This is a genomic window from Streptomyces sp. NPDC019531 (genome assembly GCF_044903305.1).
Lineage (GTDB): Bacteria > Actinomycetota > Actinomycetes > Streptomycetales > Streptomycetaceae > Streptomyces.
Map to the genome: position 1 here is coordinate 1 of NZ_JBJDQL010000037.1, position 22,355 is coordinate 22,355.

24 protein-coding genes are annotated in these 22,355 nt (G+C 70.3%); 15 read left to right on the top strand and 9 right to left on the bottom strand.

All coding sequences use genetic code 11. From position 1 onward, the window contains the following. Positions 1 to 283: 283 nt before the first annotated feature. Positions 284 to 715 carry a hypothetical protein gene (locus ACI2L1_RS32990; RefSeq protein ID WP_404743082.1) on the top strand — a complete coding sequence of 144 codons (432 nt, stop codon included), beginning with the start codon at positions 284 to 286 and terminating at the stop codon, positions 713 to 715. Here ACI2L1_RS32990 and ACI2L1_RS32995 read toward each other — a convergent pair. Then, positions 648 to 1,493, bottom strand: coding sequence for a DUF4184 family protein (locus tag ACI2L1_RS32995; RefSeq protein WP_404743083.1), 846 nt, complete (start codon positions 1,491 to 1,493; stop codon positions 648 to 650). The genes ACI2L1_RS32990 and ACI2L1_RS32995 overlap by 68 nt on opposite strands. 308 nt (positions 1,494 to 1,801) lie before the next feature. On the opposite strand from ACI2L1_RS32995, the gene ACI2L1_RS33000 reads away from it, so the two are divergent. The 3 genes from ACI2L1_RS33000 (at position 1,802) to ACI2L1_RS33010 (ending at position 4,816) form a co-directional block, all read left to right on the top strand. Further along, entirely contained in the window at positions 1,802 to 3,526 is a 1,725-nt protein-coding gene (locus ACI2L1_RS33000; protein WP_404743084.1) for a lytic transglycosylase domain-containing protein, read from the top strand. Between the two features lie 150 nt (positions 3,527 to 3,676). Next, on the top strand, positions 3,677 to 3,811 hold the full coding sequence (locus ACI2L1_RS33005; protein WP_359029548.1) for an SPW_0924 family protein: 135 nt from the start codon (positions 3,677 to 3,679) through the stop codon (positions 3,809 to 3,811). 21 nt (positions 3,812 to 3,832) lie between these two features. Next, entirely contained in the window at positions 3,833 to 4,816 is a 984-nt protein-coding gene (locus ACI2L1_RS33010) for a DUF3068 domain-containing protein (RefSeq protein ID WP_404743085.1), read from the top strand. Here the strand turns inward: ACI2L1_RS33010 and hrpB are convergent. Both hrpB and ACI2L1_RS33020 read right to left on the bottom strand, forming a co-directional pair. Continuing rightward, positions 4,806 to 7,331 carry an ATP-dependent helicase HrpB gene (gene hrpB / locus ACI2L1_RS33015; RefSeq protein ID WP_404743086.1) on the bottom strand — a complete coding sequence of 842 codons (2,526 nt, stop codon included), beginning with the start codon at positions 7,329 to 7,331 and terminating at the stop codon, positions 4,806 to 4,808. The genes ACI2L1_RS33010 and hrpB overlap by 11 nt on opposite strands. Positions 7,332 to 7,370: 39 nt before the next feature. Beyond that, positions 7,371 to 8,207: a class I SAM-dependent methyltransferase gene (locus ACI2L1_RS33020; protein ID WP_404743163.1), complete on the bottom strand. Its 837-nt coding sequence runs from the start codon at positions 8,205 to 8,207 to the stop codon at positions 7,371 to 7,373. Positions 8,208 to 8,582: 375 nt separating this feature from the next. Between ACI2L1_RS33020 and rpsA the strand changes: the two genes are divergently transcribed. The 4 genes from rpsA to ACI2L1_RS33040 all read left to right on the top strand — a co-directional run bounded on the left by rpsA (position 8,583) and on the right by ACI2L1_RS33040 (position 12,424). Then, the gene (rpsA, locus tag ACI2L1_RS33025; protein WP_404743087.1) at positions 8,583 to 10,082 is read left to right on the top strand and encodes a 30S ribosomal protein S1; all 1,500 of its coding nucleotides are present in this window, start codon (positions 8,583 to 8,585) and stop codon (positions 10,080 to 10,082) included. Between the two features lie 255 nt (positions 10,083 to 10,337). Further along, positions 10,338 to 11,276: a PAC2 family protein gene (locus ACI2L1_RS33030; protein ID WP_404743088.1), complete on the top strand. Its 939-nt coding sequence runs from the start codon at positions 10,338 to 10,340 to the stop codon at positions 11,274 to 11,276. A 31-nt stretch (positions 11,277 to 11,307) separates the two neighbouring features. Next, positions 11,308 to 11,994, top strand: coding sequence for a dephospho-CoA kinase (gene coaE / locus ACI2L1_RS33035; RefSeq protein WP_404743089.1), 687 nt, complete (start codon positions 11,308 to 11,310; stop codon positions 11,992 to 11,994). A 49-nt stretch (positions 11,995 to 12,043) separates the two neighbouring features. Continuing rightward, positions 12,044 to 12,424: a tetratricopeptide repeat protein gene (locus tag ACI2L1_RS33040; RefSeq protein WP_328746518.1), complete on the top strand. Its 381-nt coding sequence runs from the start codon at positions 12,044 to 12,046 to the stop codon at positions 12,422 to 12,424. Positions 12,425 to 12,461: 37 nt separating this feature from the next. On the opposite strand, the gene ACI2L1_RS33045 is transcribed toward ACI2L1_RS33040, so the two are convergent. Further along, positions 12,462 to 12,728 (bottom strand): DUF6343 family protein, encoded by a 267-nt coding sequence (locus ACI2L1_RS33045; protein ID WP_404743090.1) that lies wholly within the window; start codon positions 12,726 to 12,728, stop codon positions 12,462 to 12,464. A gap of 74 nt (positions 12,729 to 12,802) precedes the next feature. Here ACI2L1_RS33045 and ACI2L1_RS33050 point away from each other — a divergent pair, with 74 nt between their 5' ends. The 3 genes from ACI2L1_RS33050 (at position 12,803) to ACI2L1_RS33060 (ending at position 15,064) form a co-directional block, all read left to right on the top strand. Continuing rightward, the gene (locus ACI2L1_RS33050) at positions 12,803 to 13,702 is read left to right on the top strand and encodes an acyltransferase domain-containing protein (RefSeq protein WP_404743091.1); all 900 of its coding nucleotides are present in this window, start codon (positions 12,803 to 12,805) and stop codon (positions 13,700 to 13,702) included. Between the two features lie 93 nt (positions 13,703 to 13,795). Continuing rightward, positions 13,796 to 14,485 carry a class I SAM-dependent methyltransferase gene (locus ACI2L1_RS33055; RefSeq protein ID WP_404743092.1) on the top strand — a complete coding sequence of 230 codons (690 nt, stop codon included), beginning with the start codon at positions 13,796 to 13,798 and terminating at the stop codon, positions 14,483 to 14,485. 123 nt (positions 14,486 to 14,608) lie between these two features. Continuing rightward, positions 14,609 to 15,064 (top strand): DoxX family protein, encoded by a 456-nt coding sequence (locus tag ACI2L1_RS33060; protein ID WP_404743093.1) that lies wholly within the window; start codon positions 14,609 to 14,611, stop codon positions 15,062 to 15,064. Positions 15,065 to 15,240: 176 nt separating this feature from the next. Here the strand turns inward: ACI2L1_RS33060 and ACI2L1_RS33065 are convergent, their stop codons facing one another. Further along, positions 15,241 to 16,029, bottom strand: a complete 789-nt coding sequence (locus tag ACI2L1_RS33065; protein ID WP_404743094.1) for an RNA-binding S4 domain-containing protein — start codon at positions 16,027 to 16,029, stop codon at positions 15,241 to 15,243. 107 nt (positions 16,030 to 16,136) lie between these two features. Between ACI2L1_RS33065 and ACI2L1_RS33070 the strand changes: the two genes are divergently transcribed. Further along, entirely contained in the window at positions 16,137 to 16,841 is a 705-nt protein-coding gene (locus tag ACI2L1_RS33070; RefSeq protein WP_404743095.1) for a uracil-DNA glycosylase, read from the top strand. Positions 16,842 to 16,915: 74 nt separating this feature from the next. Continuing rightward, positions 16,916 to 17,884 carry a prolyl aminopeptidase gene (pip, locus tag ACI2L1_RS33075; protein WP_404743096.1) on the top strand — a complete coding sequence of 323 codons (969 nt, stop codon included), beginning with the start codon at positions 16,916 to 16,918 and terminating at the stop codon, positions 17,882 to 17,884. Here the strand turns inward: pip and ACI2L1_RS33080 are convergent. Next, positions 17,881 to 18,549 carry a GntR family transcriptional regulator gene (locus tag ACI2L1_RS33080; RefSeq protein WP_404743097.1) on the bottom strand — a complete coding sequence of 223 codons (669 nt, stop codon included), beginning with the start codon at positions 18,547 to 18,549 and terminating at the stop codon, positions 17,881 to 17,883. The two genes, pip and ACI2L1_RS33080, sit on opposite strands and share 4 nt — an antisense overlap. Positions 18,550 to 18,724: 175 nt before the next feature. Here ACI2L1_RS33080 and ACI2L1_RS33085 point away from each other — a divergent pair, with 175 nt between their 5' ends. Beyond that, positions 18,725 to 20,197 (top strand): NCS1 family nucleobase:cation symporter-1, encoded by a 1,473-nt coding sequence (locus ACI2L1_RS33085; protein ID WP_404743098.1) that lies wholly within the window; start codon positions 18,725 to 18,727, stop codon positions 20,195 to 20,197. A gap of 5 nt (positions 20,198 to 20,202) precedes the next feature. Next, positions 20,203 to 20,919 (top strand): aspartate/glutamate racemase family protein, encoded by a 717-nt coding sequence (locus ACI2L1_RS33090; RefSeq protein WP_404743099.1) that lies wholly within the window; start codon positions 20,203 to 20,205, stop codon positions 20,917 to 20,919. An 8-nt stretch (positions 20,920 to 20,927) separates the two neighbouring features. Here the strand turns inward: ACI2L1_RS33090 and ACI2L1_RS33095 are convergent, their stop codons facing one another. From ACI2L1_RS33095 to ACI2L1_RS33105, 3 genes are read right to left on the bottom strand one after another with little or no spacing between them, the layout of a single operon-like run. Then, positions 20,928 to 21,377, bottom strand: a complete 450-nt coding sequence (locus ACI2L1_RS33095) for a GNAT family N-acetyltransferase (protein ID WP_404743100.1) — start codon at positions 21,375 to 21,377, stop codon at positions 20,928 to 20,930. Continuing rightward, a complete protein-coding gene (locus ACI2L1_RS33100) occupies positions 21,374 to 21,787 on the bottom strand; it encodes a RidA family protein (RefSeq protein ID WP_404743101.1) in 414 nt (137 codons plus the stop codon). The genes ACI2L1_RS33095 and ACI2L1_RS33100 overlap by 4 nt, the downstream gene beginning before the upstream one ends. Beyond that, a complete protein-coding gene (locus tag ACI2L1_RS33105) occupies positions 21,784 to 22,215 on the bottom strand; it encodes a hypothetical protein (RefSeq protein ID WP_404743102.1) in 432 nt (143 codons plus the stop codon). The genes ACI2L1_RS33100 and ACI2L1_RS33105 overlap by 4 nt, the downstream gene beginning before the upstream one ends. Positions 22,216 to 22,355: the final 140 nt, after the last annotated feature.

Consider the following 22,355-nt stretch of genomic DNA (forward strand, 5'->3'; position numbering starts at 1 on the left):
GTGTCCGTCCTCGGTCCGGCGGTTGCTGTTGCTTCAACAGTGCTCTGTAACGGACGCCGGCCGCTGCGGGCGGACACCCCCCACCCCGGCCCCTTCGCGCCGTACGCGGCTTGCGGTACGTGCACCCACCGCTTTTAGGGGCGCGGGGAACTGCGCGACCAGCCCCCACCGGCCCGCGGTCGCCCCACAACCCGACCCGGCACCCCATTGGGCGCCCCGCCCCCATCACTCTGGTGGACCCCACAACAACGCCCCCGCCCCCACCCCCGGCCAGGATGCGGTCATGGGTATACGCATGCTCCACCGCCGGACGGCCCCCGCCCGGACGCAGGCTCAGGCGCACGCCGACAACGCCCCGTCCGTCGCGCGCCGCCCGGTCCCGGCCCACGCGGCCGCCGCAAGCACCGCCCGTGTTCCCCGCGACCTGACGACTCTCCTGCGCCGCGCCACCGACGACCTACGGCACCGTTTCGCCCGCCGCGACCGGGACGACGTGGACCAAGAACCGGAGGGGGTGTCCCAGGAGCCGTCCAGGCATCGGCTGTGGGCCGAGTTGGCGCTCGGTTATCTGGCGCTCGCTCTCACCCTGCTGCCCCGGGCCCGGCCGATGCCGACGATGACCGTGTTCGTCGCGACGACGGACACCGTCATCGGGCGGCCGGAAGGCCGGCCTCTTCCGGGGCACCGGACGCCGGAGCAGGGCGCCACAGCCTGACGCCCGTGGCGTACAGCAGGACCCCGAGTGTCAGTCCGGCGCCTGCCCCGAAGCAGAGGGTCGGGATCAGCTCCCAGGGCCTCGCGGTGGAGCCCCAGTACGCCCACCACCGCGAGGCCCGCTGCACCGCCGCCACCGTCATGCACGTGCCGATCACGGTCATCGCCCCGTACCTGTCCCGCGTCGAGAGCACGGGTACACCCCGCGGCTCGGCCGTCATCGGTGCCCGGCGCAGGGCGTAGGCGCAGAACGCGGCGATCATGAGGGCCGCCACCGCCGAACTGCCGTACTGGAGGTACCAGTACAGAGGGGAGCCGGCCAGTTCCCTTCCCAGGAAAGGGAACAGTCGCATCCCCCATCGGTCGTGATGGGTGAACGCGTCCCACACGACGTGGGTCAGCGCTCCGAGTGCCGCGGAGACGTACCAGCGGACGATCAGGGCGGTACGTACGCGTGCGCGTGGCGTTCCGCAGCGCAGGAGTGTCGCCGGTCTGCCCTGCCGTCCTCGGGGCAGCAGGGCCACCAGCGGCTCGCGCAGCAGCAGCCACAGGCCCACCAGCGCCCAGGCGATGAGCACATCGACCGTGAAGACGCCCAAGAAGGAGTGCGTGACGGTGCCGAACTCCATCGCCCCGGACACGACACTTGCCGCGAAGTAGGTCATGTCGGGTGAGAAGGATCCGGCCACGAGTACGGCCGGAACCAGTCGGCCCCGGCCGGATCCGTCGGCGCGCACCGCGGGCAGCACCGCCGCCGCATGGCTGAGGGTGAACGGCAACGGGGCTCCTCACTACGGACGTTGTCCGGGCGGCGGCCCGGGTGATCGGGTCCGTCCAGTATGAGTGACGCGTTCCCGCACCGATCGAACATGGCCAACCGGTGAATATCGGGCGCGAAGCGGTGTTCGTGAAAAGGAAGTTGTCGTAGGGTCACACGGGTCACCGTGCTGGGGAGTTCGGTCGAACGTGCGAATCAGGAATTACCGCGCGTCACAGGGGCAACCTCCAGGGCGGCTCGACCGTCACACCTCGACGAGAGCGACAGACGGAGACGGGCGCTCGGGCGTCCTTGGGAGGGGTTCATTTTATGGCGGCGCAATTCGGCAGGAGGCTGCGCAAAGGAGCGGTGACCACCGCCGTGGCCGCGGCCGCGGTCGCGGCACTGTCCGCCTCCCAGGCCCCGGGAGCGACAGCCGACGGCGACGGCAGATCGACCGCCGCCGACGCCCAGCCCTCCCCCGACGCGACCGCCGGTGACGGCAGCGCGACCGGCAACTCGCCGTACTACACGGACCTGCCGCCGCTGAACACCCCGAGCCCCGCGCCGACCGACGGCAGTACTCCCTCCACCTCTCCGGTCGAGAGTGAGGCGGGCATACCCGCGACCGTCCTCGACGCCTACAAGAAGGCCGCGACGGAGCTCCAGGAGTCCAAGCCCGGCTGCAATTTGCCCTGGCAGCTCCTCGCCGCCATCGGCCAGGTCGAGTCGGGCCAGGCCAGCGGCGGCCGGGTCGACGCGGACGGCACCACGACCTCCAAGATCCTCGGCCCGCAGCTCGACGGCAACGGCTTCGCGCTCATCCAGGACACCGACAACGGTGTCTACGACGGCGACAGCGCCTACGACTCGGCCGTCGGGCCCATGCAGTTCATCCCGTCCACCTGGGCGTGGGCCGGACGCGACGGCAACGGCGACGGGGTGAAGGACCCGAACAACGTCTACGATGCCGCTCTCGCCGCCGGTCACTACCTGTGCCGCAACGGCTGGGACCTGTCGACCAGCGGCGACCTGGAAAGCGCGATCCTCAGCTACAACAACTCGCGGGCCTACCTGAACACGGTCCTGTCGTGGCTGGAGTACTACCGCGAGGGCACCTACGAGGTCCCCGACGGCACCGGCACGGTCCCCGACAGCCGCAGTGACGGCAGCAGCGGCAGCAGCGGGTCGACCTCCTCGCCGTCGTCGCCCTCCACGCCGGGTACGTCCACGCCGAGCACGCCCGGCACCGGCTCGTCCAGCCCCACCACGCCGGCCTCGCCGACACCCACCCCGCCGGCCCCGTCGACGCCCGTCACGCCCACCCAGTCCGTGCACCACCTGGAGGACTCGGGCACCGCGAAGCTCACCGCCATGGCGGGCGACGCGTTCACCACGAAGATCAGCACCAAGGCCGAGAACGCCGCAGGGCAGGGCGTCCCCAAGGTCCGGATCCGCTTCACGATCGTCGGCGACACCGACGCCACCTTCGCCGGCGGCGAGAAGGTCGCCACCGGTCTCACCGGCGCCTCCGGCGTGGCCACCGCGCCCGCGCTCCAGGCGGGCGAGACCACCGGCACCTTCAAGGTCACCGCGACCCTCATCGGCCGTACGGTCACCGGCCCGGCCTACACGGCCACCGTCACCCAGCGCGTCGCCGACACCCTCGTCCGCACCAGCGACACCGCGCTGACCTGCACGCCGAGCGGCGAGTTCGCCGACGCCGTCGAGGTGAAGGCCACCTACAAGGGCGCCGTCGCCGACAAGGTCGCCGCCACCGCCACCCTCATCAAGTCGGCCGACGACGCGACCGAGAACGACAAGGGCCCCTACTTCAAGGACGCCGACGGCAAGACCGTCCGCACCCTGACGGGTCTCACGACCGACGCCAACGGCGTGCTGAAGCTGCCGCAGCTCTACTCCGACACCACCACCGGCACCTTCGTGCTCCGCATCACCACCACGGGCGGGGCGACGCTCGACGTGACACTGACCGTGGCGGCCGCCGCGGACGCCTCCGCGAGCCCCTCGCCCAGCGCGAGCGCGACTTCGTAGGCACCAACGGACCCACCCCCGGAGGGCGTTCCTTCCGCTACGGCGGACAGGGCGCCCTCCGTCCGTGTGCGAGCTGTTCTCATCTCGCCCGCCCGTTGCTACGGTGCCGGACCTGACGATGTATCAGTTCCCGTCCGCGGGGAGGCAGACATGCGCGCCCTCATCGCCGCCGCGACCGGCCTCGCCCTCGCGTTCGCGCTGGTCCTCACGATCACCGCACTCGGCACGCCCACCGGCAGGACATCCCCCAAGCCGCTGCTGACCACGGTGCCCGCACACCCGTAACCGCCCGCCCGGGAGGCCGAGATGCGCCGCAAGACCAGCCTGGTCCTGCTCGCCCTCGCCGTGTTCTTCGCGGCGCTGTCCCCGCTGCTGCGCTGGTACGCCTTCCCGCGCCTGGCCAAGATCCCCGCGAACCAGTACCAGGACATGGTTCTGGAGGCGAAGAACGCGACCCTCATCGACTACGGCTCGATGACGGCGAAGAAGGTCCCGAAGGTCACCATCGTGCAGACCCTCAAGGGAAACGTGGAGGCCTCCGAGAAGATCGAGAAGACGGTCGGCAAGGACGTCGTCGTCTGGGACGGCCTGTCCTACGTCGTCGGCCCCGACGGCAAGATGGTCTCCAAGATCCCCGAGCGCTACATCTTCGACGCCCATTCCCAGGAACCCGTCCACGCCACCGGCGAGATGGTCGACGACACCCCGGTCAAACGCGAGGGCATCGAGTTCAAGTGGCCCTTCCTGACAGAGAAACGGGACTACGAGTACTTCGACGCCCAGGCCCGCACCTCGGCCCCCATCCACTACGAGGGCACCCGCACCTTCCGCGGCGTCGACGTCTACTACTTCGAGCAGACCATCCCCTGGACCAAGGTGCCCTTCCCGAAGACCATGCCGGTCCAGGGCATCACCCCCGAGTCCATCGCCAAGACCGGCACCACCCGCTGGTACACCACGGTCCGCAAGTTCTGGGTCGAACCCCTCACCGGCGCCCCCGTCTACGGCGAGGAACTCCACAAGGAGGAACTGCGCGGCGGCACCCTGCTCGGCGGCCGCGACAAGGTGACGGTCTTCGCCGGCGACGTGAAGATGCGCGAGGACTACATCGAGCACACGGTCGACCTGGTCAAGTCGAACCGCACCCTCGTCCTCGTCATGACCTCGTACCTGCCGTGGGGCTTTCTGACCCTGGGCGTCCTGCTGCTGGCGCTGTCGCTGTGGCTGGAAGCCCGCAGCCGCCGTCCGGCTCCCGAGAAGGTGGACACCCCCGAACCGGTCACCGCCTGAGCCGCGCGTTGGTGTGCCGCGTCGGCTCGGCGCCCGCCGGGTCCTCCGGCCACGGATGCTTCGGATACCGGCCGCGCAACTCCGCCCTCACGCCGTTGTAGCCGCCCTTCCAGAAGGAGGCGAGGTCGGCGGTGACCGCGGCGGGCCGGCCGGCGGGGGAGAGGAGATGCACAAGCAGCGACACCCCGGCGACCCGCGGCGACTCCTTCAGCCCGAACATCTCCTGCAACTTCACGGCGAGCACGGGCTGTTCCGGGTTGCCGTAGTCGATCCGGATTCTGGACCCACTCGGTACGGCGATCCGCTCGGGTGCGAGCTCGTCCAGTCGAGCGGCGTCACCGGAGGCCCAGGGGAGCAGCCGCTGCAGTGCTTCACCGGCGTCGATGCGCGCCAGGTCGGCCCGGCGCCGGGCGCGGCCCAGCTCCGGCTCCAACCACTCGTCCACGCGCGCGTGGAGCGCGTCGTCGCAGACGTCGGGCCACGGGTCCCCGAGGTGGTGGCGCAGGAACGCGAGCCGCTGCCGCAGTACGTCGGCGTCGGGCGTCCACCGCAGCAGCCGTAGCCCTTCCTGATGGAGCCCTTCAAGAAGAGCCTCGCGTACGAGGACGGCGTCGGCGTTCCTCAGCGGCCGTGCCGTGAGCTCGATCGCCCCGAGCCGCTCCACCCGCCGCGCCACGACGTCACCGTCGGCCCAGTGCACCTCCTGGAGCTCGGAGTACAGCGACGCCGCCGCCGACCGGGCCGTGTCCTCGTCGATCACGGCGGCGAGCTGCACACGCGCGTGGCCCTTCCCGACGGGACGGTCCGCCACGGCCACGGCGATCCAGGGGGCGCCTCGGAGAGGGGAGCCGGTGGGGAGTTCGGCGCGGGTGCCGGAGGCCATGAGGTAGGAGCCGCCGTCGGCCTTGGCCACGCGCTCGGGGAACGCCAGGGCGGCCACGAGCCCGACCACGCCGTCCTCGCCGGTGTCCGCCGACCGGGGGCCCCGAGGGGCGGGCGGGTGCGTGGACTCCGTCGCGGCGGCCCGCAGCCGCCGCACCTCCGCCCGCCACCGCCCCGCATAGGCGTCACTCCCGCGCCGGGCGGTCCGCAACGCGCCCACGAGGTCGTCCCCGTACTCCCGCGGCGCCTCCTCACTCAGCAGTGCGACGACCTCGGCGGCACGCTCGCCCCCGACCGACGCGGCCGCGTCCAGGAGGGCCCGTCCCACCCGCGGGTGCAACCCCAGCCGTGCAAGCCGGACACCCCGCTTCGTGGCCTGACCGGCCGGGTCCACCGCGTCCACCGCCGCGAGAGCGGCCCTTGCCGCCGCCATCGCCCCGCCCGGCGGCGGATCCAGCAGCGCGAGCCCTGACGCGTCCGGATCGCCCCAGCAGGCCACCTGCAACGCGAACGCCGTCAGATCGGCCACCTTGATCTCCGGCAACGGAAAACGCGGCAGACGGGAGTCCTCGGCCTCCGCCCAGCAGCGGTACACCGCACCCGGTGCCTCCCGCCCGGCACGGCCCGCCCGCTGCCGCCCCGCCGCCTGCGAGGCCCGTACCGTCGCCAGTGCGCTCAGCCCGCGCGCGTGGTCGACGCGCGGCTCCCTCGCGAGCCCCGAGTCGACGACCACCCGCACCCCGGGCACCGTCAGGGACGACTCGGCCACGGACGTCGCCAGCACCACCCGCCGCCGTTCCCCACCGGCCAGCACCGCGTCCTGCACGGCCGCCGGGGCCCGGCCGTGGACCTGGAGCACCTCCACGTCACCGAGACCGCCCAACTGCCCGGCCACGCGCGCGATCTCGCCCACACCGGGCAGGAAGCACAGCACGTCCCCGTCCCGCTCGGCCAGCGCCCGCCGCACGACCGACGCCACGTGTGCGAGCAGCGCGGGATCGACACGCATGCCGTGCGGCGGCCGTACGGGACGGGCCGGGGGCGCCCAGACGACCTCCACCGGATGGGAGACGCCCGCCGCCTCCACCACGGGTGCGTCGCCCAGGAGCCGGGCCCACCCCTGTGCGTCGGTCGTCGCGGACGCGGCCAGCAGATGCAGCTCCGGCCGCAGGGTCTGCCGTACGTCCCAGAGGAAGGCCGCCGTGGTGTCGGCGTCCAGATGGCGCTCGTGGCACTCGTCGAGCACCACCACGTCGATGCCCGCCAGCTCCTGGTCCCGCTGGAGCCGCTGCAGCAGCACACCTGTCGTGACGACCTCCACACGCGTGTGGCGCCCGACCACCCGCTCGCCGCGCACGGTGTATCCGACGCTCTCGCCGACCTTCTGGCCCAGCAGCCACGCCATCCGCCGGGCGGCCGCGCGGGCCGCGATCCGGCGGGGCTCGGCCACGACGACCTTCCGCGCGAGTGCGCCGGAGTCCAGCAGACCAGCGAGGGCCAGCGGCACGAGGGTCGTCTTGCCGGTGCCGGGCGGCGCCACGAGGACCGCCGTGCCGTGCCCCGCCAGGGCGTCGCTCAGCGCGGGCAGGGCGCCGCGTACGGGAAGGGCGTCCAGGGCGTCGTAACGGATCACGCCCCTAGTGTCGTATGGCCGCGCGGGCGCCCGTGTACGTCAGTCCCGTTCGCACACGAAGATCGCTGAGCCGGGGATCAGGTTTCCGCGCAGCGGGGACCAGCCGCCCCACTCCGAGGTGTTCCAGGCCGGCCACTCCGGCTCGACCAGATCGACCAGGCGGAAGCCGCCGGCGACCACGTCGCGGACCCGGTCGCCGATCGTGCGGTGGTGCTCGACGTACACCGCATGGCCGGTCTCGTCCTGCTCGACGTAGGGCGTGCGGTCGAAGTAGGAGGCGGAGACGGACAGGCCCTCGGGCCCGGGCTCGTCCGGGAAGGCCCAGCGGATCGGGTGGGTGACCGAGAAGACGAAGCGGCCGCCCGGGCGCAGGACCCGGCGGACCTCCTGGAGGACGAGGACCGGGTCGGCCACGAAGGGCAGCGCGCCGTACGCCGAGCACGCCAGGTCGAAGGAGGCGTCCGCGAAGGGCAGCGCGCCCGCGTCGGCGCACACCAGGGGGAAGGACGTACCGATGCGCAGGGCGTGCTGGAGCTGTCGGTGGGAGATGTCGAGGGCGACGGGGCGGGCACCCTGCGCGGCCAGCCAGCGCGCGCACTGGGCCGCGCCGGCGCCGATCTCCAGGACGTCCCTGCCCTTGAGGTCCTCGGGCGGGCCCAGCAGTTCGGCCTCCACCTCGTCGAGGCCCTCGGGGCCCCACACGAAGCGGTCGTCGCCGAGGAACGTGCCGTGCTCGACCTGGTACTCGTCCGCGTTGCGGTCCCACCAGCCGCGGTTGGCACGGGAGCTCTCCGTGACGTCGGCGGCACGTCGGGTGGCCTCCGACTCGGCGTCCGGCCCGGCCGCCTGCTGGTGTGATGCGGGCTCTTGGATGATCGGCTCCCTCGTATTAGTCTGCGGGCTCTTCCGTCCAACCCGTCGCGGCGGCCGTCATAAAAGGGGCGCAGTCACGCGCGCGTGGCCTCGTGAGACAGGTTTTGTGCCGGGTATGCGGCGATCCGCCCCGGGTGTGCGCCTTCGCGCATTGACCCTGTCCGGCTGCCCCCGTATGCTACAAGTTGCGCTGCGGGCCTGCGCACCTCAGACGTAGCAGGCTGCGCCGCATCTGTCGTATGTCCCCTCGGTTGTCGAGGCGCCACCGGATTTTTCCAATGTGGCGCTTCCTTGGCTGTCCGGCTTCTTCAGAGCGACACGGGCTCCCGGCGTAGCAGTACCTACGACTTCAATGTCCGTACCGGAGCCCTTTCCCACATGACGAGCAGCACCGAGACCACCGCCACCACCCCGCAGGTTGCGGTCAACGACATCGGTAACGAGGAAGCATTCCTCGCCGCTATCGACGAGACGATCAAGTACTTCAACGATGGCGACATCGTCGACGGCGTCATCGTCAAGGTTGACCGGGACGAGGTTCTCCTCGACATCGGTTACAAGACCGAAGGTGTCATCCCGAGCCGTGAGCTCTCGATCAAGCACGACGTCGACCCGAACGAGGTCGTCGCCGTCGGTGACGAGATCGAAGCCCTTGTTCTCCAGAAGGAGGACAAGGAAGGCCGCCTGATCCTCTCGAAGAAGCGCGCGCAGTACGAGCGTGCCTGGGGAACCATCGAGAAGATCAAGGAAGAGGACGGCATCGTCACCGGTACCGTCATCGAGGTCGTCAAGGGTGGTCTCATCCTCGACATCGGCCTCCGTGGCTTCCTCCCGGCTTCCCTGGTCGAGATGCGCCGCGTTCGCGACCTCCAGCCCTACGTGGGCAAGGAGCTCGAGGCCAAGATCATCGAGCTGGACAAGAACCGCAACAACGTGGTCCTGTCCCGCCGTGCCTGGCTGGAGCAGACCCAGTCCGAGGTCCGCCAGACGTTCCTCACGACCCTCCAGAAGGGTCAGGTCCGCTCTGGTGTGGTCTCCTCGATCGTCAACTTCGGTGCCTTCGTGGACCTGGGTGGCGTCGACGGTCTGGTCCACGTCTCCGAGCTCTCCTGGAAGCACATCGACCACCCCTCCGAGGTTGTCGAGGTCGGCCAGGAAGTCACCGTCGAGGTCCTCGACGTCGACATGGACCGCGAGCGTGTCTCCCTGTCGCTGAAGGCGACGCAGGAAGACCCGTGGCAGCAGTTCGCCCGGACCCACCAGATCGGCCAGGTCGTGCCCGGCAAGGTCACGAAGCTGGTTCCGTTCGGTGCGTTCGTCCGCGTGGACGAGGGCATCGAGGGTCTGGTCCACATCTCCGAGCTGGCCGAGCGCCACGTGGAGATCCCGGAGCAGGTCGTCCAGGTCAACGACGAGATCTTCGTCAAGGTCATCGACATCGACCTCGAGCGTCGCCGGATCTCGCTGTCCCTGAAGCAGGCCAACGAGTCCTTCGGTTCCGACCCGGCCTCGGTCGAGTTCGACCCGACGCTCTACGGCATGGCCGCGTCGTACGACGACCAGGGGAACTACATCTACCCCGAGGGCTTCGACCCCGAGACCAACGACTGGCTCGAGGGCTTCGAATCCCAGCGTGAGGTGTGGGAGAACCAGTACGCCGAGGCGCAGACCCGCTTCGAGCAGCACCAGCAGCAGGTCATCAAGTCCCGCGAGGCCGACGCCGCTGCCGCGGCCGAGGGCGGCGAAGCTGCGAGTGCGGCTCCGGCAGCGGGTGGTGGCGGTTCGTACTCCTCCGAGGGTGCGGACACCTCCGGTGCGCTGGCGTCGGACGAGGCGCTTGCCGCGCTGCGCGAGAAGCTGGCCGGTGGCCAGAGCTGAACGCTCACTGAGCAGTAGCTCTTGAACTGAAGGGCCGTACCTTTCGAGGTGCGGTCCTTCAGTGTTGTCCGGCTTGTTTTCGGCTGACGGCCGGTGGGGGTTGGTCGCGCAGTTCCCCGCGCCCCTATGGGGGCGCGTTTCGCCTACCCCCTGACATGAAAAGGCCGTAAGAGATGGCCTGATCAGGGCCGTGGGTGGGAATGCCGCTGTTTCAGGGCGCGTTGAAGCGTATGAACACGAGGAGGAGCGGTCACAGTGCTTGATCCGCAGGGTTTGTACGCATGGGAGCCTAAGGGCCTCGCCGTTGTTGACATGGCGCTCGCCCAGGAGTCGGCCGGCCTGGTCATGCTCTACCACTTCGACGGATACATCGACGCGGGCGAAACCGGCGACCAGATCGTCGACCGGCTGCTCGACTCGCTGCCCCACCAGGTCGTGGCCCGTTTCGACCACGACCGGCTCGTGGACTACCGTGCCCGCCGTCCGCTGCTCACCTTCAAGCGCGACCGCTGGACGGACTACGAAGAGCCCACCATCGACGTGCGGCTCGTCCAGGACGCCACCGGAGCACCCTTCCTGCTGCTGTCGGGACCGGAGCCGGACGTGGAATGGGAGCGCTTCGCCGCGGCCGTCCAGCAGATCGTGGAGCGGCTCGGCGTCCGGCTGTCCGTGAACTTCCACGGCATCCCCATGGGCGTCCCGCACACCCGGCCTGTCGGCCTCACTCCGCACGGCAACCGGCACGACCTCGTCCCCGGCCACCGCAGCCCCTTCGACGAGGCGCAGGTACCCGGCAGTGCCGAAGCCCTCGTCGAGTACCGGCTCATGGAGGCAGGCCACGACGTCCTGGGCGTCGCGGCGCACGTGCCGCACTACATCGCGCGCTCGCCGTACCCGGACGCGGCCCTGACCGTCCTGGAGGCCATCACGGCCGGTACCGGTATGGTCCTGCCCGGCATCGCCCACGCCCTGCGCACCGACGCCCACCGCACCCAGACCGAGATCGACCGCCAGATCCAGGAGGGCGACGAGGACCTCGTGGCCCTGGTGCAGGGCCTTGAGCACCAGTACGACGCGGCGGCGGGAGCGGAGACGCGCGGGAACATGCTCGCCGAGCCGGTGGACATTCCGTCGGCGGACGAGATCGGCCTGGAGTTCGAGCGTTTCCTGGCGGAACGGGAAGGCGACAACTGACACGCGCCGGCGACCGTCTAGGCTTCCGGGCATGCTGAAGGTGGGCCTGACCGGCGGTATCGGCGCCGGCAAGAGTGAGGTGTCGAGGCTCCTCGTGGAGCACGGGGCCGTGCTGATCGACGCGGACCGCATCGCCCGCGAGGTCGTCGCGCCGGGCACGCCCGGCCTCGCCGCGGTCGTGCAGGCCTTCGGCGAGGAGGTGCTCGCCGCGGACGGCGGTCTCGACCGGCCCAAGCTGGGCTCGATCGTGTTCGCCGACCCTGACAAGCTGGCCGTACTGAACTCGATCGTGCATCCCCTGGTGGGCGCACGCTCCCGCGAGCTCGAATCCGCTGCCACCGAGGACGACGTCGTCATCCATGACGTCCCGCTCCTCGTGGAGAACGCCCTCGCCGCGCTCTACGACCTCGTGGTGGTCGTCGACGCGAGTCCCGAGACCCAGCTGGACCGGCTCGTCAGGCTGCGCGGCATGACCGAGCAGGACGCACGCGCACGTATGGCCGCCCAGGCGACGCGTGAGAAGCGCCTGGAGATCGCGGACGTCGTGATCGACAACGACGTACCGCTGGAGGAGCTGCGGAAGCGCGTGCGGGACGTATGGGCCGATCTCGTACGGCGAGCGCGTGTGGCCAAGGGCGCGAGCGCGTCCGGGGCCGTTTCCCCTGATGCGTCCCAGGAGTCCCAGGAGTCCCAGGAGTCGCGGGCGTCCCAGGAATAGCGTCCTCTGCCCGGGCGTTGAACCCGTCCAGTGAGGGAAGGACTTTGCCGTGCCCGAGACCAGCGGTTCGACCGGACGTACTCCGGAGACGCATGTCATCGACTTCCGCGCCGCCGAGCAACTGCTCGCCGCGCGGGACCCGCGGGGTGCGGTGAAGCTGCTCGACCAGGTCATCGCCGCCCACCCGGAGAACACGGCGGCCCGGCTGCTGCGCGCGCGTGCCTTCTTCGCGGCCGCGCAACTGCGGCCCGCCGAGCTGGAGTTCACCATCGTGCTTGAGCGTGAGCCGGACAACGCCTTCGCCCACTTCGCGCTCGCCCGCACCTATGAGCGACAGGGGCGGCCCGACCAGGCCCGGCGGCACTTCCGGCTGGCGGCGGCGCTGGACCCGAAGCCGGAGTTCCTGAAGGCGGCCAGGTTCGATTCCTGAGGGACTCCATGAGTGCCCGCACGCTCATGTGCGTCGGCTACCCGGCGCGGTTCCCCGGTGGTCGGTACGGCGGGATGCCAGGGCCCGGCTGGTAGTGCGGGCCCTGGTGGATGTGCCGCAGGATCAGGGTCATGTCGACGGTGATCACCAGCCACAGCACCCCACAGGCGATGGCCCACCCGAGGCGTCCCGTCAGCGCGAACGCGACCGTGCCGAAGATCGCCCAGACCAGCCCCCACACACTCAGCCAGAACCGCGCCCGCAGTGCACTGCGCGCTGTCGTCGGCTCACTGCCCGTACGCATCGGGATCACCACTCCTCCTTGCAACGTACTCTTCGGAACGACGTTGACCAAAGGGTCGAACAGGAGGTCACCGCGTGCTTCCGGACGCCGACGAACTGGCCGAGGTGCTGGTCGAACTCGCCGTGCCGCATGAGGACGTCAACGAACTCGTACGGATCGGCCGACGAGTGGTGGACGACCCCGAGCTGCGGCGGTTTCTTGAACACTCCGTCGACGAACTCGTCCGGGACATGGGGAGGGCCGACGACCCGGTCGTCCTGCCCGAGCTCGACTGGCCGACCGGCGCCCTCCAACGCTGCTTCCCCGTCTACGTGTTCGTGGCGGCGCTGCCCCACACGCACGCGTACCACCGTGCCCACGGCATCCCGGCCGACGTCACCCGGCGTACCCTCGCCGACCTCGGGCGGAACATGGCCCTGCACCGCAGGCGGTACGGCCGGGCGGGCGTGCAGTCACCGCGCTGGCTGACCCGTCACTTCCGTGGCGAGCTGTATCAACTGGGGCGGCTCCAGTTCGAGCGGACGCGGTACGGGCCGTGGAACCGACGGACGCTCGGCGAGGCCGGACTTGACCTCCCTTCCGGGACGCGCTGTCTGAGCCTCCACATCCCCGAGTTCCTCGGCCCGCTGTCACCGGCCGCCTGCGACCGCTCGCTCGCCCTGGCCGGCGAGTTCTTCACCCGGCACTTCGCGGAGGAGCCACACCGGGCCGCACTGTGCCATTCCTGGCTGCTCGACCCGCAGTTGAAGGAGTATCTGCCCGCGGACTCGAACATCCTGCGGTTCCAGGAGCGTTTCCGGCTGGCCCCGCAGGACCCGGAACCGGAGGACAGCGAGCCCGTGCAGTTCGTGTTCGGGGACCGGGAGCTGCCGGTGGAGAGTCTGCCGCGGCGAACGGTGGTGGAGCGGGCCGTGGGGGATCATCTGCGGGCCGGTCGGCATTGGTACATCGGGCACGGGTGGTTTCCGCTTTAGCGCGGGTGGTTCCTCGTGGGTTCCTGTGTAGCTCGGACGAGTGAACCTGCGCGATTCGGGAACGGCCGTACGGATACGGGCCGTTGGACGGGCATGGAGCTGAAGAGGCGAGCGGGACATCAAGGGACGGGACCCGGGGCGATCACCCCGGACGGGTGCGCGGTCGAGTTCTACTCGCGCCTGCCGGTCGGAGCGGAGCCGGAGATCATCGCCGGGGCGGTGCCGGCGGGGGCGCATATCCTGGAGCTGGGCAGTGGGGTGGGGCGTATGACCCATCCGCTGCTGGAGCGGGGGTTCACGGTCACCGCGGTGGACGAGTCCGCCGAGATGCTGGAGCGTGTCCGGGGAGCGCGCACCATATGCGGTCCGATCGAGGACCTCGACCTGGGCGAGACGTTCGACGTGGTGCTGCTCGCGTCGTTCCTCGTGCACAACGCCGACCTGGAGGTGCGGCGCGGAATGCTGCGCACCTGTGCCCGGCATGTGGCGGCGGGCGGTTGTGTGCTGATCCAACGCGAGGGGGAGGACTATCACTCCAACGTGCCGCGCGAGAGGGTCGACCCGAGCGGCTTCACCGTGCGGGTCGTCTTCTCGGAGCCGGTGGCGGAAGGGGTGAACTCGGTACACGCGGAGTATGTGTTCCCGGACGCCACCTGGACACAGACGTTCCGGGCCCGTCTCCTGACGGAGGAGCAGTTCGAGGAGGCGCTGGGGGAGGCGGGGTTGCGGGTGGACCGGTATCTGACGGAGGACCGGACATGGGTGCGGGTGGTATCGGTCTGAGGATCGGATGCGGGTGCGGGTGATGGTGGCCTGAAATCGGTCGTGGGGCGGCGATGAGTTCCGGAGCGGGAGCGGGTCTACCTCTGTGACAGCAACACGGACCGCTTCCCACAGGAGACCCTGATGTCCGAGACCACCGTCCCCGTCACCCGCACCGCTGCTTCCCCCGTCATCGCCGAGTCCTCGACCGCCCGGGGCCGCCGGGCCCGGATCGCCCTGCGCACCCTGCAGGTCGTGCTCGCTCTCTTCTACGTGATCGCGAGCGCGCTCCCCAAGCTGATCGCGCACCCCTCGGCCGCCGAGGGCTTCGACAAGATGGGCTGGGGCAGCGCGGGAATGTACATCATCGGCGTACTCGAACTGGCGGGTGGAATCGCCCTGTTGATCCCGGTGCTGCAGTCGGTGGCGGCCGTGGCGCTGAGCGGGCTGATGGTCGGCGCGTTCGTCGTCCAACTCACCTACTTCGACGGGGAGAACGCGGCGACCCCGCTCATCCTGATCATCCCGCTTGCCCTGATCGCCTGGGCCAGGCGCGGACACAACGCGGACCTGCTGCGGCTGGTGCGACGACGGGCGTGAAAAGTACGGCTCCTCGGCCACCGCGGTGAGGCCGGTGCCCTTCCCTTCGGGAGGGGACCGGCCTCACGGTGGCGGCCGACGGTTGTTTGACTGGCGACGGTGGGGTGGTATCGGGGCGGGGAGCGGGGCGGCGCTCAGCCTGAGCGTGTGGCCCTGCCCGAATACCCTCCGGTGCCCTAGTGACTGGTTCTGCCCGAATTCCGGCCCTTGCCCGAGTTCTCACCCCTGCTTGGGTTCCGGCCCTTGTCCGAGCGGCGTGTCCTGTCCGAGTGCCCGGCCCTGTCCGAGCGACGGGTCCCCTCCGAGTTGTCCGGGCTCCCCGAGACGCCTTGGCCTTCACGGTCGGCAGAGCTCATGGGCTCTGCCGAGTTGTCGGGGCCGCCCGGGCCGCTGAAGCGGTTGCGGTGGCTGCCCTCCGTGAGGCCGCGCAGGCGTTCCAGTTCGCGGCGGTCGCGTTTGGTCGGGCGGCCGGTGCCGCGGTCGCGGATGCCGGCGGGGGCGAAGGCCTCGCGGGGCGGGGGCGGGGGAGAGTTGTCGACGTAGCACTGGGCGGCCACGGGGGCGCCGACGCGTTTGCGGATCAGGCGTTTGACGATGACGATCCGCTCCCGGCCCTCCTGGCGGACGCGTACCTCGTCGCCGACGCGCAGGGAGTGGGCGGGCTTCACACGCTCGCCGTTCACATGCACATGCCCGCCCCGGCAGGCGGTGGCTCCCGCGGAACGGGTCTTGACCAGCCGTACGGACCAGATCCAGCTGTCGATCCGTACGGACTCACCGTTCTGCGGCCCGGCGGCCTCCGCGGCGGCCGCAGCGGCGGCGATCTTCGGATCAGGGGCCTCGGAGCCCACGGTTCCTGGGGCCACGGCGTCCGGGGCGGTGCCCCTCGCGCCGGGACCGTCCGACGTCCTGCCGGGCTCGCCCGCCCCACCGGTCTCGCTGTCGTCCGTACGCTCCACTGCCATGCCTCCGACCTTAGTACCCGGGGCCGTACGCCCCGGATGGGTTTTCCGGGCGGTGCCCGGCGTACCGGAACGCCCCCGTTCCCGGTGACCACCCGTACCGTGGACCCGTGGACGCCCTCGCTGATCTCGACCGTCGGATCGCGGGCTGCCGTGCCTGTCCCCGGCTGGTCGACTGGCGTGAGGAGGTGGCCCGTACCAAGCGAGCCGCCTTTGCCGACTGGACCTACTGGGGGCGCCCGGTGCCGGGGTTCGGGCCGTCGGACGCGCGGATGCTGATCGTCGGGCTGGCGCCGGCCGCGCACGGTGGGAACCGTACTGGCCGGATGTTCACGGGTGACCGTTCCGGGGATGTGCTGTACCAGGCGCTGTACGACGTCGGCCTCGCCTCACAGCCGACGGCCGTGACCGCGGACGACGGACTGGAGCTGTACGGCGTAAGGATCACCTCGCCGGTGCACTGCGCGCCGCCCGCCAACAAGCCCACCCCCGAGGAGCGCGACACCTGTCGGCCATGGCTGGTACAGGAGCTGAACCTGCTGCGGCCGACGCTGCGGTCCGTGGTCGTGCTCGGCGCCTTCGGCTGGCAGGCCGCGCTGCCCGCGTTCGCGGAGGCGGGGTGGAGCGTGCCCCGGCCGCGGCCCGCCTTCGGACACGGGGCGCGCGTCCCGCTCGACGGCCTGGAGCTCTTCGGCTGCTTCCACGTCAGTCAGCGCAACACCTTCACTGGCAAGCTCACCCCCGAGATGCTGCGGGAAGTGCTGGGCACGGCGGCTGACGCGGCGGGGTTGTACGGGCGCGGCCGCAGAGCGTGAGAACGGCGCCTGGCGTGGCCGTACAGCAGGAAAAGGGGACGACGAGGCCGCCGTACGAGGGTTAGGGTCGCCGGATGCCTCTCTACCCGGAGATCGAACCGTACGACCACGGCATGCTCGATGTCGGTGATGGCAACCGCGTGTACTGGGAGACCTGCGGGAATCCGGAGGGCAAGCCGGCGGTGGTGCTGCACGGTGGGCCGGGGTCCGGCTGCGGGCCGTGGGCGCGGCGGCTGTTCGACCCTGCCGCGTACCGGATCGTGCTGTTGGACCAGCGTGGTGCCGGGCGTTCGACGCCGCCGGCGAGCGCGTACGACACCGATATGAGCGTCAACACGATGCCTCATCTCCTCGCGGACCTGGAGCTGTTGCGCCGGCACCTGGGGATCGAGCGGTGGCTGGTGTGGGGCGTGTCGTTCGGGTCGGTGCTGGGGCTGCGGTATGCGCAGACGCATCCGGACTCGGTGACGGAGCTGGTGCTGACGGGGGTCGCGACCGGTTCGAATCCTGAAGTGGCCCTGTTGACCAGGGGGCTTGGGAAGACCTTCCCGGAGGCCTTCGAACGGTTCGTCGGGGAGTTGCCTGTCGAGGAGCGGTCCGGCAATCTCGCCGCCGCCTACAACCGGTTGCTCGAATCGCCCGACCTTGAAGTGCGTGAGCGGGCGGCGCGGGCGTGGACCGACTGGGAGACGGCGATCGAGCCCGCGCCGCCGCGGTCGGTCCCGCGGTACGAGGACCCGGTGTTCCGCCAGGGATTCGCCCGTACTGTCACCCACTACTGGGGCAACGACCACTTCCTGGGTGAGGGCAACGACGAAGGTGTCGTCCTGCGTGACGCGCCCCAGCTGAAGGGCATCCCCGGCACGCTGGTCCAGGGCAGCCTCGACTTCGGCAACCTTCTCGGCACCGTCTGGCGGCTCCATCACGCCTGGCCGGGCAGCGAGTTGACGGTGATCGACGACGGCGGACACAATGCGGGCGAACGGGGTGTGGCCGTGATGGTGGCGGCGACGGACAAGTACGCCCGCAACAGGGCCCGTTAGATCATTTCGGCCGAGTCCCCGAACAACTGCCGTACCGTCGACTCGTAGTTGGTCCGCACATGCGCGAGAGCGTGGGCGCGGGCCCGGTCCGGGTCGCCTGAGGCGATCGCCTCGTACAAGTCGCGGTGTTCGACGAGGAGTTGGGGCCACTCCTCGTTCCGTCGGGTCATCCAGCGCAGTCGGCCCGCGACCGGTTCCAGCGCTTCGACCAGCAGGCCGTTGCGGGCCATGGCCACGATGCTGTCGTGCAGTCGGCTGTTGATGTCCGTGATGGTCTCCGCGTCGCCCGCCTCGGTCGCGGTCGCCGCGAGGTCGAGGAGCCGCTCGACCGCCGCGAGGTCCTGCGGGGTCGCGCGGGCCGCGGCGAGACCTGCGGCGTACACCTCCAGCGCCTCGCGCAGCTCGAAGAGTTCCTTGACGTCGTTCGGGGTGAGTCGCCGTACGACCGTCCGGCGGGGCGTCTCGAAGTGGACGAAGCCCTCGGCGACCAGGGCGCGGATCGCCTCGCGGACCGGTACCCGTGAGACTCCGAAGCGTTCGGCCAGCTCCCGCTCGACCAGCCGGTCGCCCGGGCGCAGCTCGCCCGCGATGATCTCCTGCCGCAGGGTGGCCAGGACGCGTTCGCGGACGGCGCCGAGGGGCTCGGTGTTCGTCGTGGAGCTCATGGAGCCATCTTCTCCGACGCCGGAGCCGTTGTTGTCGCCGGAGCTGTTTTACGGAGCCTTAACGAACGCGACATCGGTCGGAACTCTTGACGGGGGGACCATGTCGGCAGTTTGGTATACCAAAACTGGATGCCAGGCGGCCGCCACCCTCCTGTCCCCCGTCCCTGGAGGCCCTGTGTCCCTCGCCGACCGTGCCGAAGCCACCGGCACCCCAGCATTCGTCCCCGATCCCCGGCTCACCAACGAAGACCTGGCGCCCGCCGACAAGCGGAACTGGAAGGTCTTCGACCTCTTCGCCATGTGGATGTCCGACGTCCACAACCTCGGCAACTACACCTTCGCGGCCGGCCTGCTGGTCCTCGGCATGAACGTCTGGCAGGTCTTCACTTCCCTGCTCGTCGGCTTCGTGATCATCTACGTCGGTATGAACTGGATGGGAAAGATCGGCCAGCGCCACGGTGTGCCGTTCCCCGTGGTCAGCCGCATCAGCTTCGGGGTGTGGGGTGCCAACATCCCGGCCCTGATCCGGGCCGTGATCGCCATCATGTGGTACGGCATCCAGACCTATCTCGCCTCCGTCGCGGTCAACGTGATGCTGCTGGCCGCCTGGCCGGGCCTGGAGTCCTGGACGCACAGCTCCTTCCTCGGACTCGACGCGCTCGGCTGGGTCTCCTTCCTCTCGCTGTGGCTGATCCAGGCGCTGATCATCAGCCAGGGCATGGAGTCGGTGCGTAAGTTCCAGGACTTCTGCGGCCCGGCGATCTGGCTGGTCATGATCGCGCTGGCGATCTGGGTCCTCGCCAAGGCCGGCTGGAGCATCTCGCTCACCACCACCCCGCACCCGGTCTCCGTCGGCGAGCAGTGGCGGCAGTGGTTCGGCGCGATCGGCCTGATCCTCGCCACGTACGGCACGCTGATGCTCAACTTCTGCGACTTCAGCCGCTTCGCGCCGGACTACAAGACCGTCCGTCGCGGCAACTTCTGGGGTCTGCCCATCAACTCCACGGCCTTCGTGGTCGTCTCGGTCATCGTCACCGCGGGCTCGCTCGAGGTCTGGGGCCAGGCCATCACCGACCCCGCCGAACTCGTCGCCAAGGTCGGCAACACCTGGGTCATGGTGCTGGGCGCGCTCACCTTCGCCATCGCCACCATGGGCGTCAACATCGTCGCCAACTTCGTCTCACCGGCGTACGACCTCGCCAACGTCTGGCCGCAGAAGATCACCTTCAGGGTCGGCGGCATGATCAGCACGGTCGCCGCGCTGGTCGTGACCCCGTGGAACCTCTTCTCCAATCCCACGGTCGTCAACTACTTCCTCGGCGGCCTCGGCGCCTTCCTCGGCCCGCTGTTCGGCGTGATCATGCTCGACTACTACTGGGTCAAGAAGGGCCGCGTGGACGTGGACGAGCTCTTCAAGGCTGAGCCCGGCTCCCGCTACTACTACCGCAAGGGCGTCAACCCCAAGGCGCTGTGGGCGTTCCTCCCGGCGGCGGGCGTCGCGGGCGTCCTCGCTCTGGTGAAGACGTTCAGCGACGTGGCCCCGTACTCCTGGTTCATCGGTACGGCGCTCGCGGCCGGTCTGTACGCGCTGCTGTGCCGGAACGACCGGAACGACCGGACGGCTCACGACGAGGCCGTGGAGGTCTGAGAAACGTGCGGATCGTCGTCACCAACTGCAACACCACGCAGGAGATGACCGAGGAGATCGTACGAGGTGCCCGGGCCGCCGCAGGCCCGGGCACCACCGTGCTCGGGCTCACCCCCGACTGGGGACCCGAGTCGGCGGAGGGCTGGCTCGACAGCTACCTCTCCGCGGCGGCGGTCCTCGACCTGCTGCGCACCTACGAGGGTCCTTCCTACGACGCCGTCGTCATGGCCGGCTTCGGCGAGCACGGACGGGAGGGCGTCCGGGAGTTGGTGGACGTACCGGTCGTCGACATCACCGAGGCCGCCGCCCATCTGGCCTGTCTGCTCGGCCGGCGCTACGGGGTCGTCACCACGCTGGAGCGCTCCTGCGGGCAGATCGAGGACAGCCTGGAGTTGGCCGGGGTGGGGCGCAACTGCGCCGCCGTCGTCGGGACGGGGCTGGGGGTTCTCGACCTGGGCGACGCCGACCGCACGGAGGCCGCGTTCCTGGCAGCCGCCGAACGGGTGCGGGAGGCGGGCGCCGAGGTGCTGGTGCTGGGGTGTGCGGGGATGACCGGGCTGCAACGGACGGTGGGGGAGAAGCTGGGGCTCCCGGTGGTGGACGGGGTGGGCGCGGCGGTGAAGCTGGCGGAGTCGCTGGTGGGGCTGGGGCTGAACACGAGTCGGGTGGGGAGTTATGCGAAGCCGGTGCCGAAGGAACGGGCGTGGGGGCGGCCGTCGTAGGGCCTGTGCTACGGCTGCCAGACGTACCGAACGTCCGGCTCCCGCTCCTCGTTGCCGCTGCCGTCGGTGCGTTCGGCCTCGACGAAGCCGTGACGCTCGTAGAAGCGGTGGGCGGGCTTGTTGACCTGGAAGGTCCACAGGTTCAGCCCCTGCGGGCTGCGTTCCTTGGCGAGTGCGACGAACCGGTCGCCGATGCCGCGCCCCCGCCAGTCGGGGTCGAGATACAGCTGGGACAGCAGATCACCGGCGAGGACCATGAGCCCCACGACCCGGTCATCCACCACGGCAACCCATGTCTCACGCGACGGCACCACGACGTCCCGGATGTAGGCGCGCACCTCGTCGTCGGACCGGGGCCGTACGACCGTCGGCAACGCGGCGGCGAAGGAGCGCAGATAGACGTCGGCCGTGGCGGCGGCGTCGGGGGCGGCGGCCCGGCGGATGACGACGGCGCTCACCGCGCCGTCACCTCCGGCACCACGGCCGTCGCCGTGATCTCCACCAACTGGCCCGTGTAGCCGAGGCAGGCGACCCCGATCAGGGTCGACGAGTGCGGGCCGGCACTCAGCCCGGACGCCTCGACGACCTCCCACACGGCGGACAGGACCGCGGGCTCGCTGCTCACGACATGTACGTCGGTCGCCAGCACATGCTCCAAGTCGCTGCCGACGGCGTGCAGTTGCTGCCTCAGGTTCGCGATCACCTGCTCGGCCTGCCGCGCGGGATCCCCCTCACCGACGAGATTGCCCGCCGCGTCCAGCGGCACGGACCCGGCGAGAAACGCGAGCTTCGTGCCGGCCTCGACGACGGAGGCGTGGGAGTAGGTCGGCGGCGGGAAGAGCGCCGGTGCGATGACGCGCTGGATCACGTGGGCTCCTGGGGCGAACGGCGGAGAACTTTCCGATCATCGGGGGTGGGAGGCTGGACCGCACCTGAATTTCCCGGCTCACGCGACCGGCGCTCGCACTCCTGCGAAAGGCCCGGGTATGCCTGGGCGATGGCCGTGTAGATCCGGCGCCGAAGCAACTGTTCCGCGGCCACGCGGCCGGTGTGCCCCGACAATTTGTCGAGGATGTCGTCGTAGCGGGCCAGACGATGGCGCAGGTAGTCGACCTTCCAGTGGTCGAGCGAGGATCCCTGTGATCCTGCTGACCCTGGTGACCCGCTCTGGCGATCGCGATACTCGATGGCCAGCGCCGTCAGTCTGTCCGGGGCGAGCGACGGCACGTCGATCGGCTCCGCCGCGATCCTGGCCAGTACCTCCCGCCGCCTCCGCAGCGCCGCCGCCTTCACCACGGCGGACCGCCTCCCGCGCACCGGCCCCGCCGCACACTCCGCGGACCTGTGCGCGCCTCCGCCCATTGCGTTCATAAAGAACGTGGCTCTTGCAGGCATCGTCACACCCCAGTAACACAAGCGCCCCGCCCCGTCCAAGA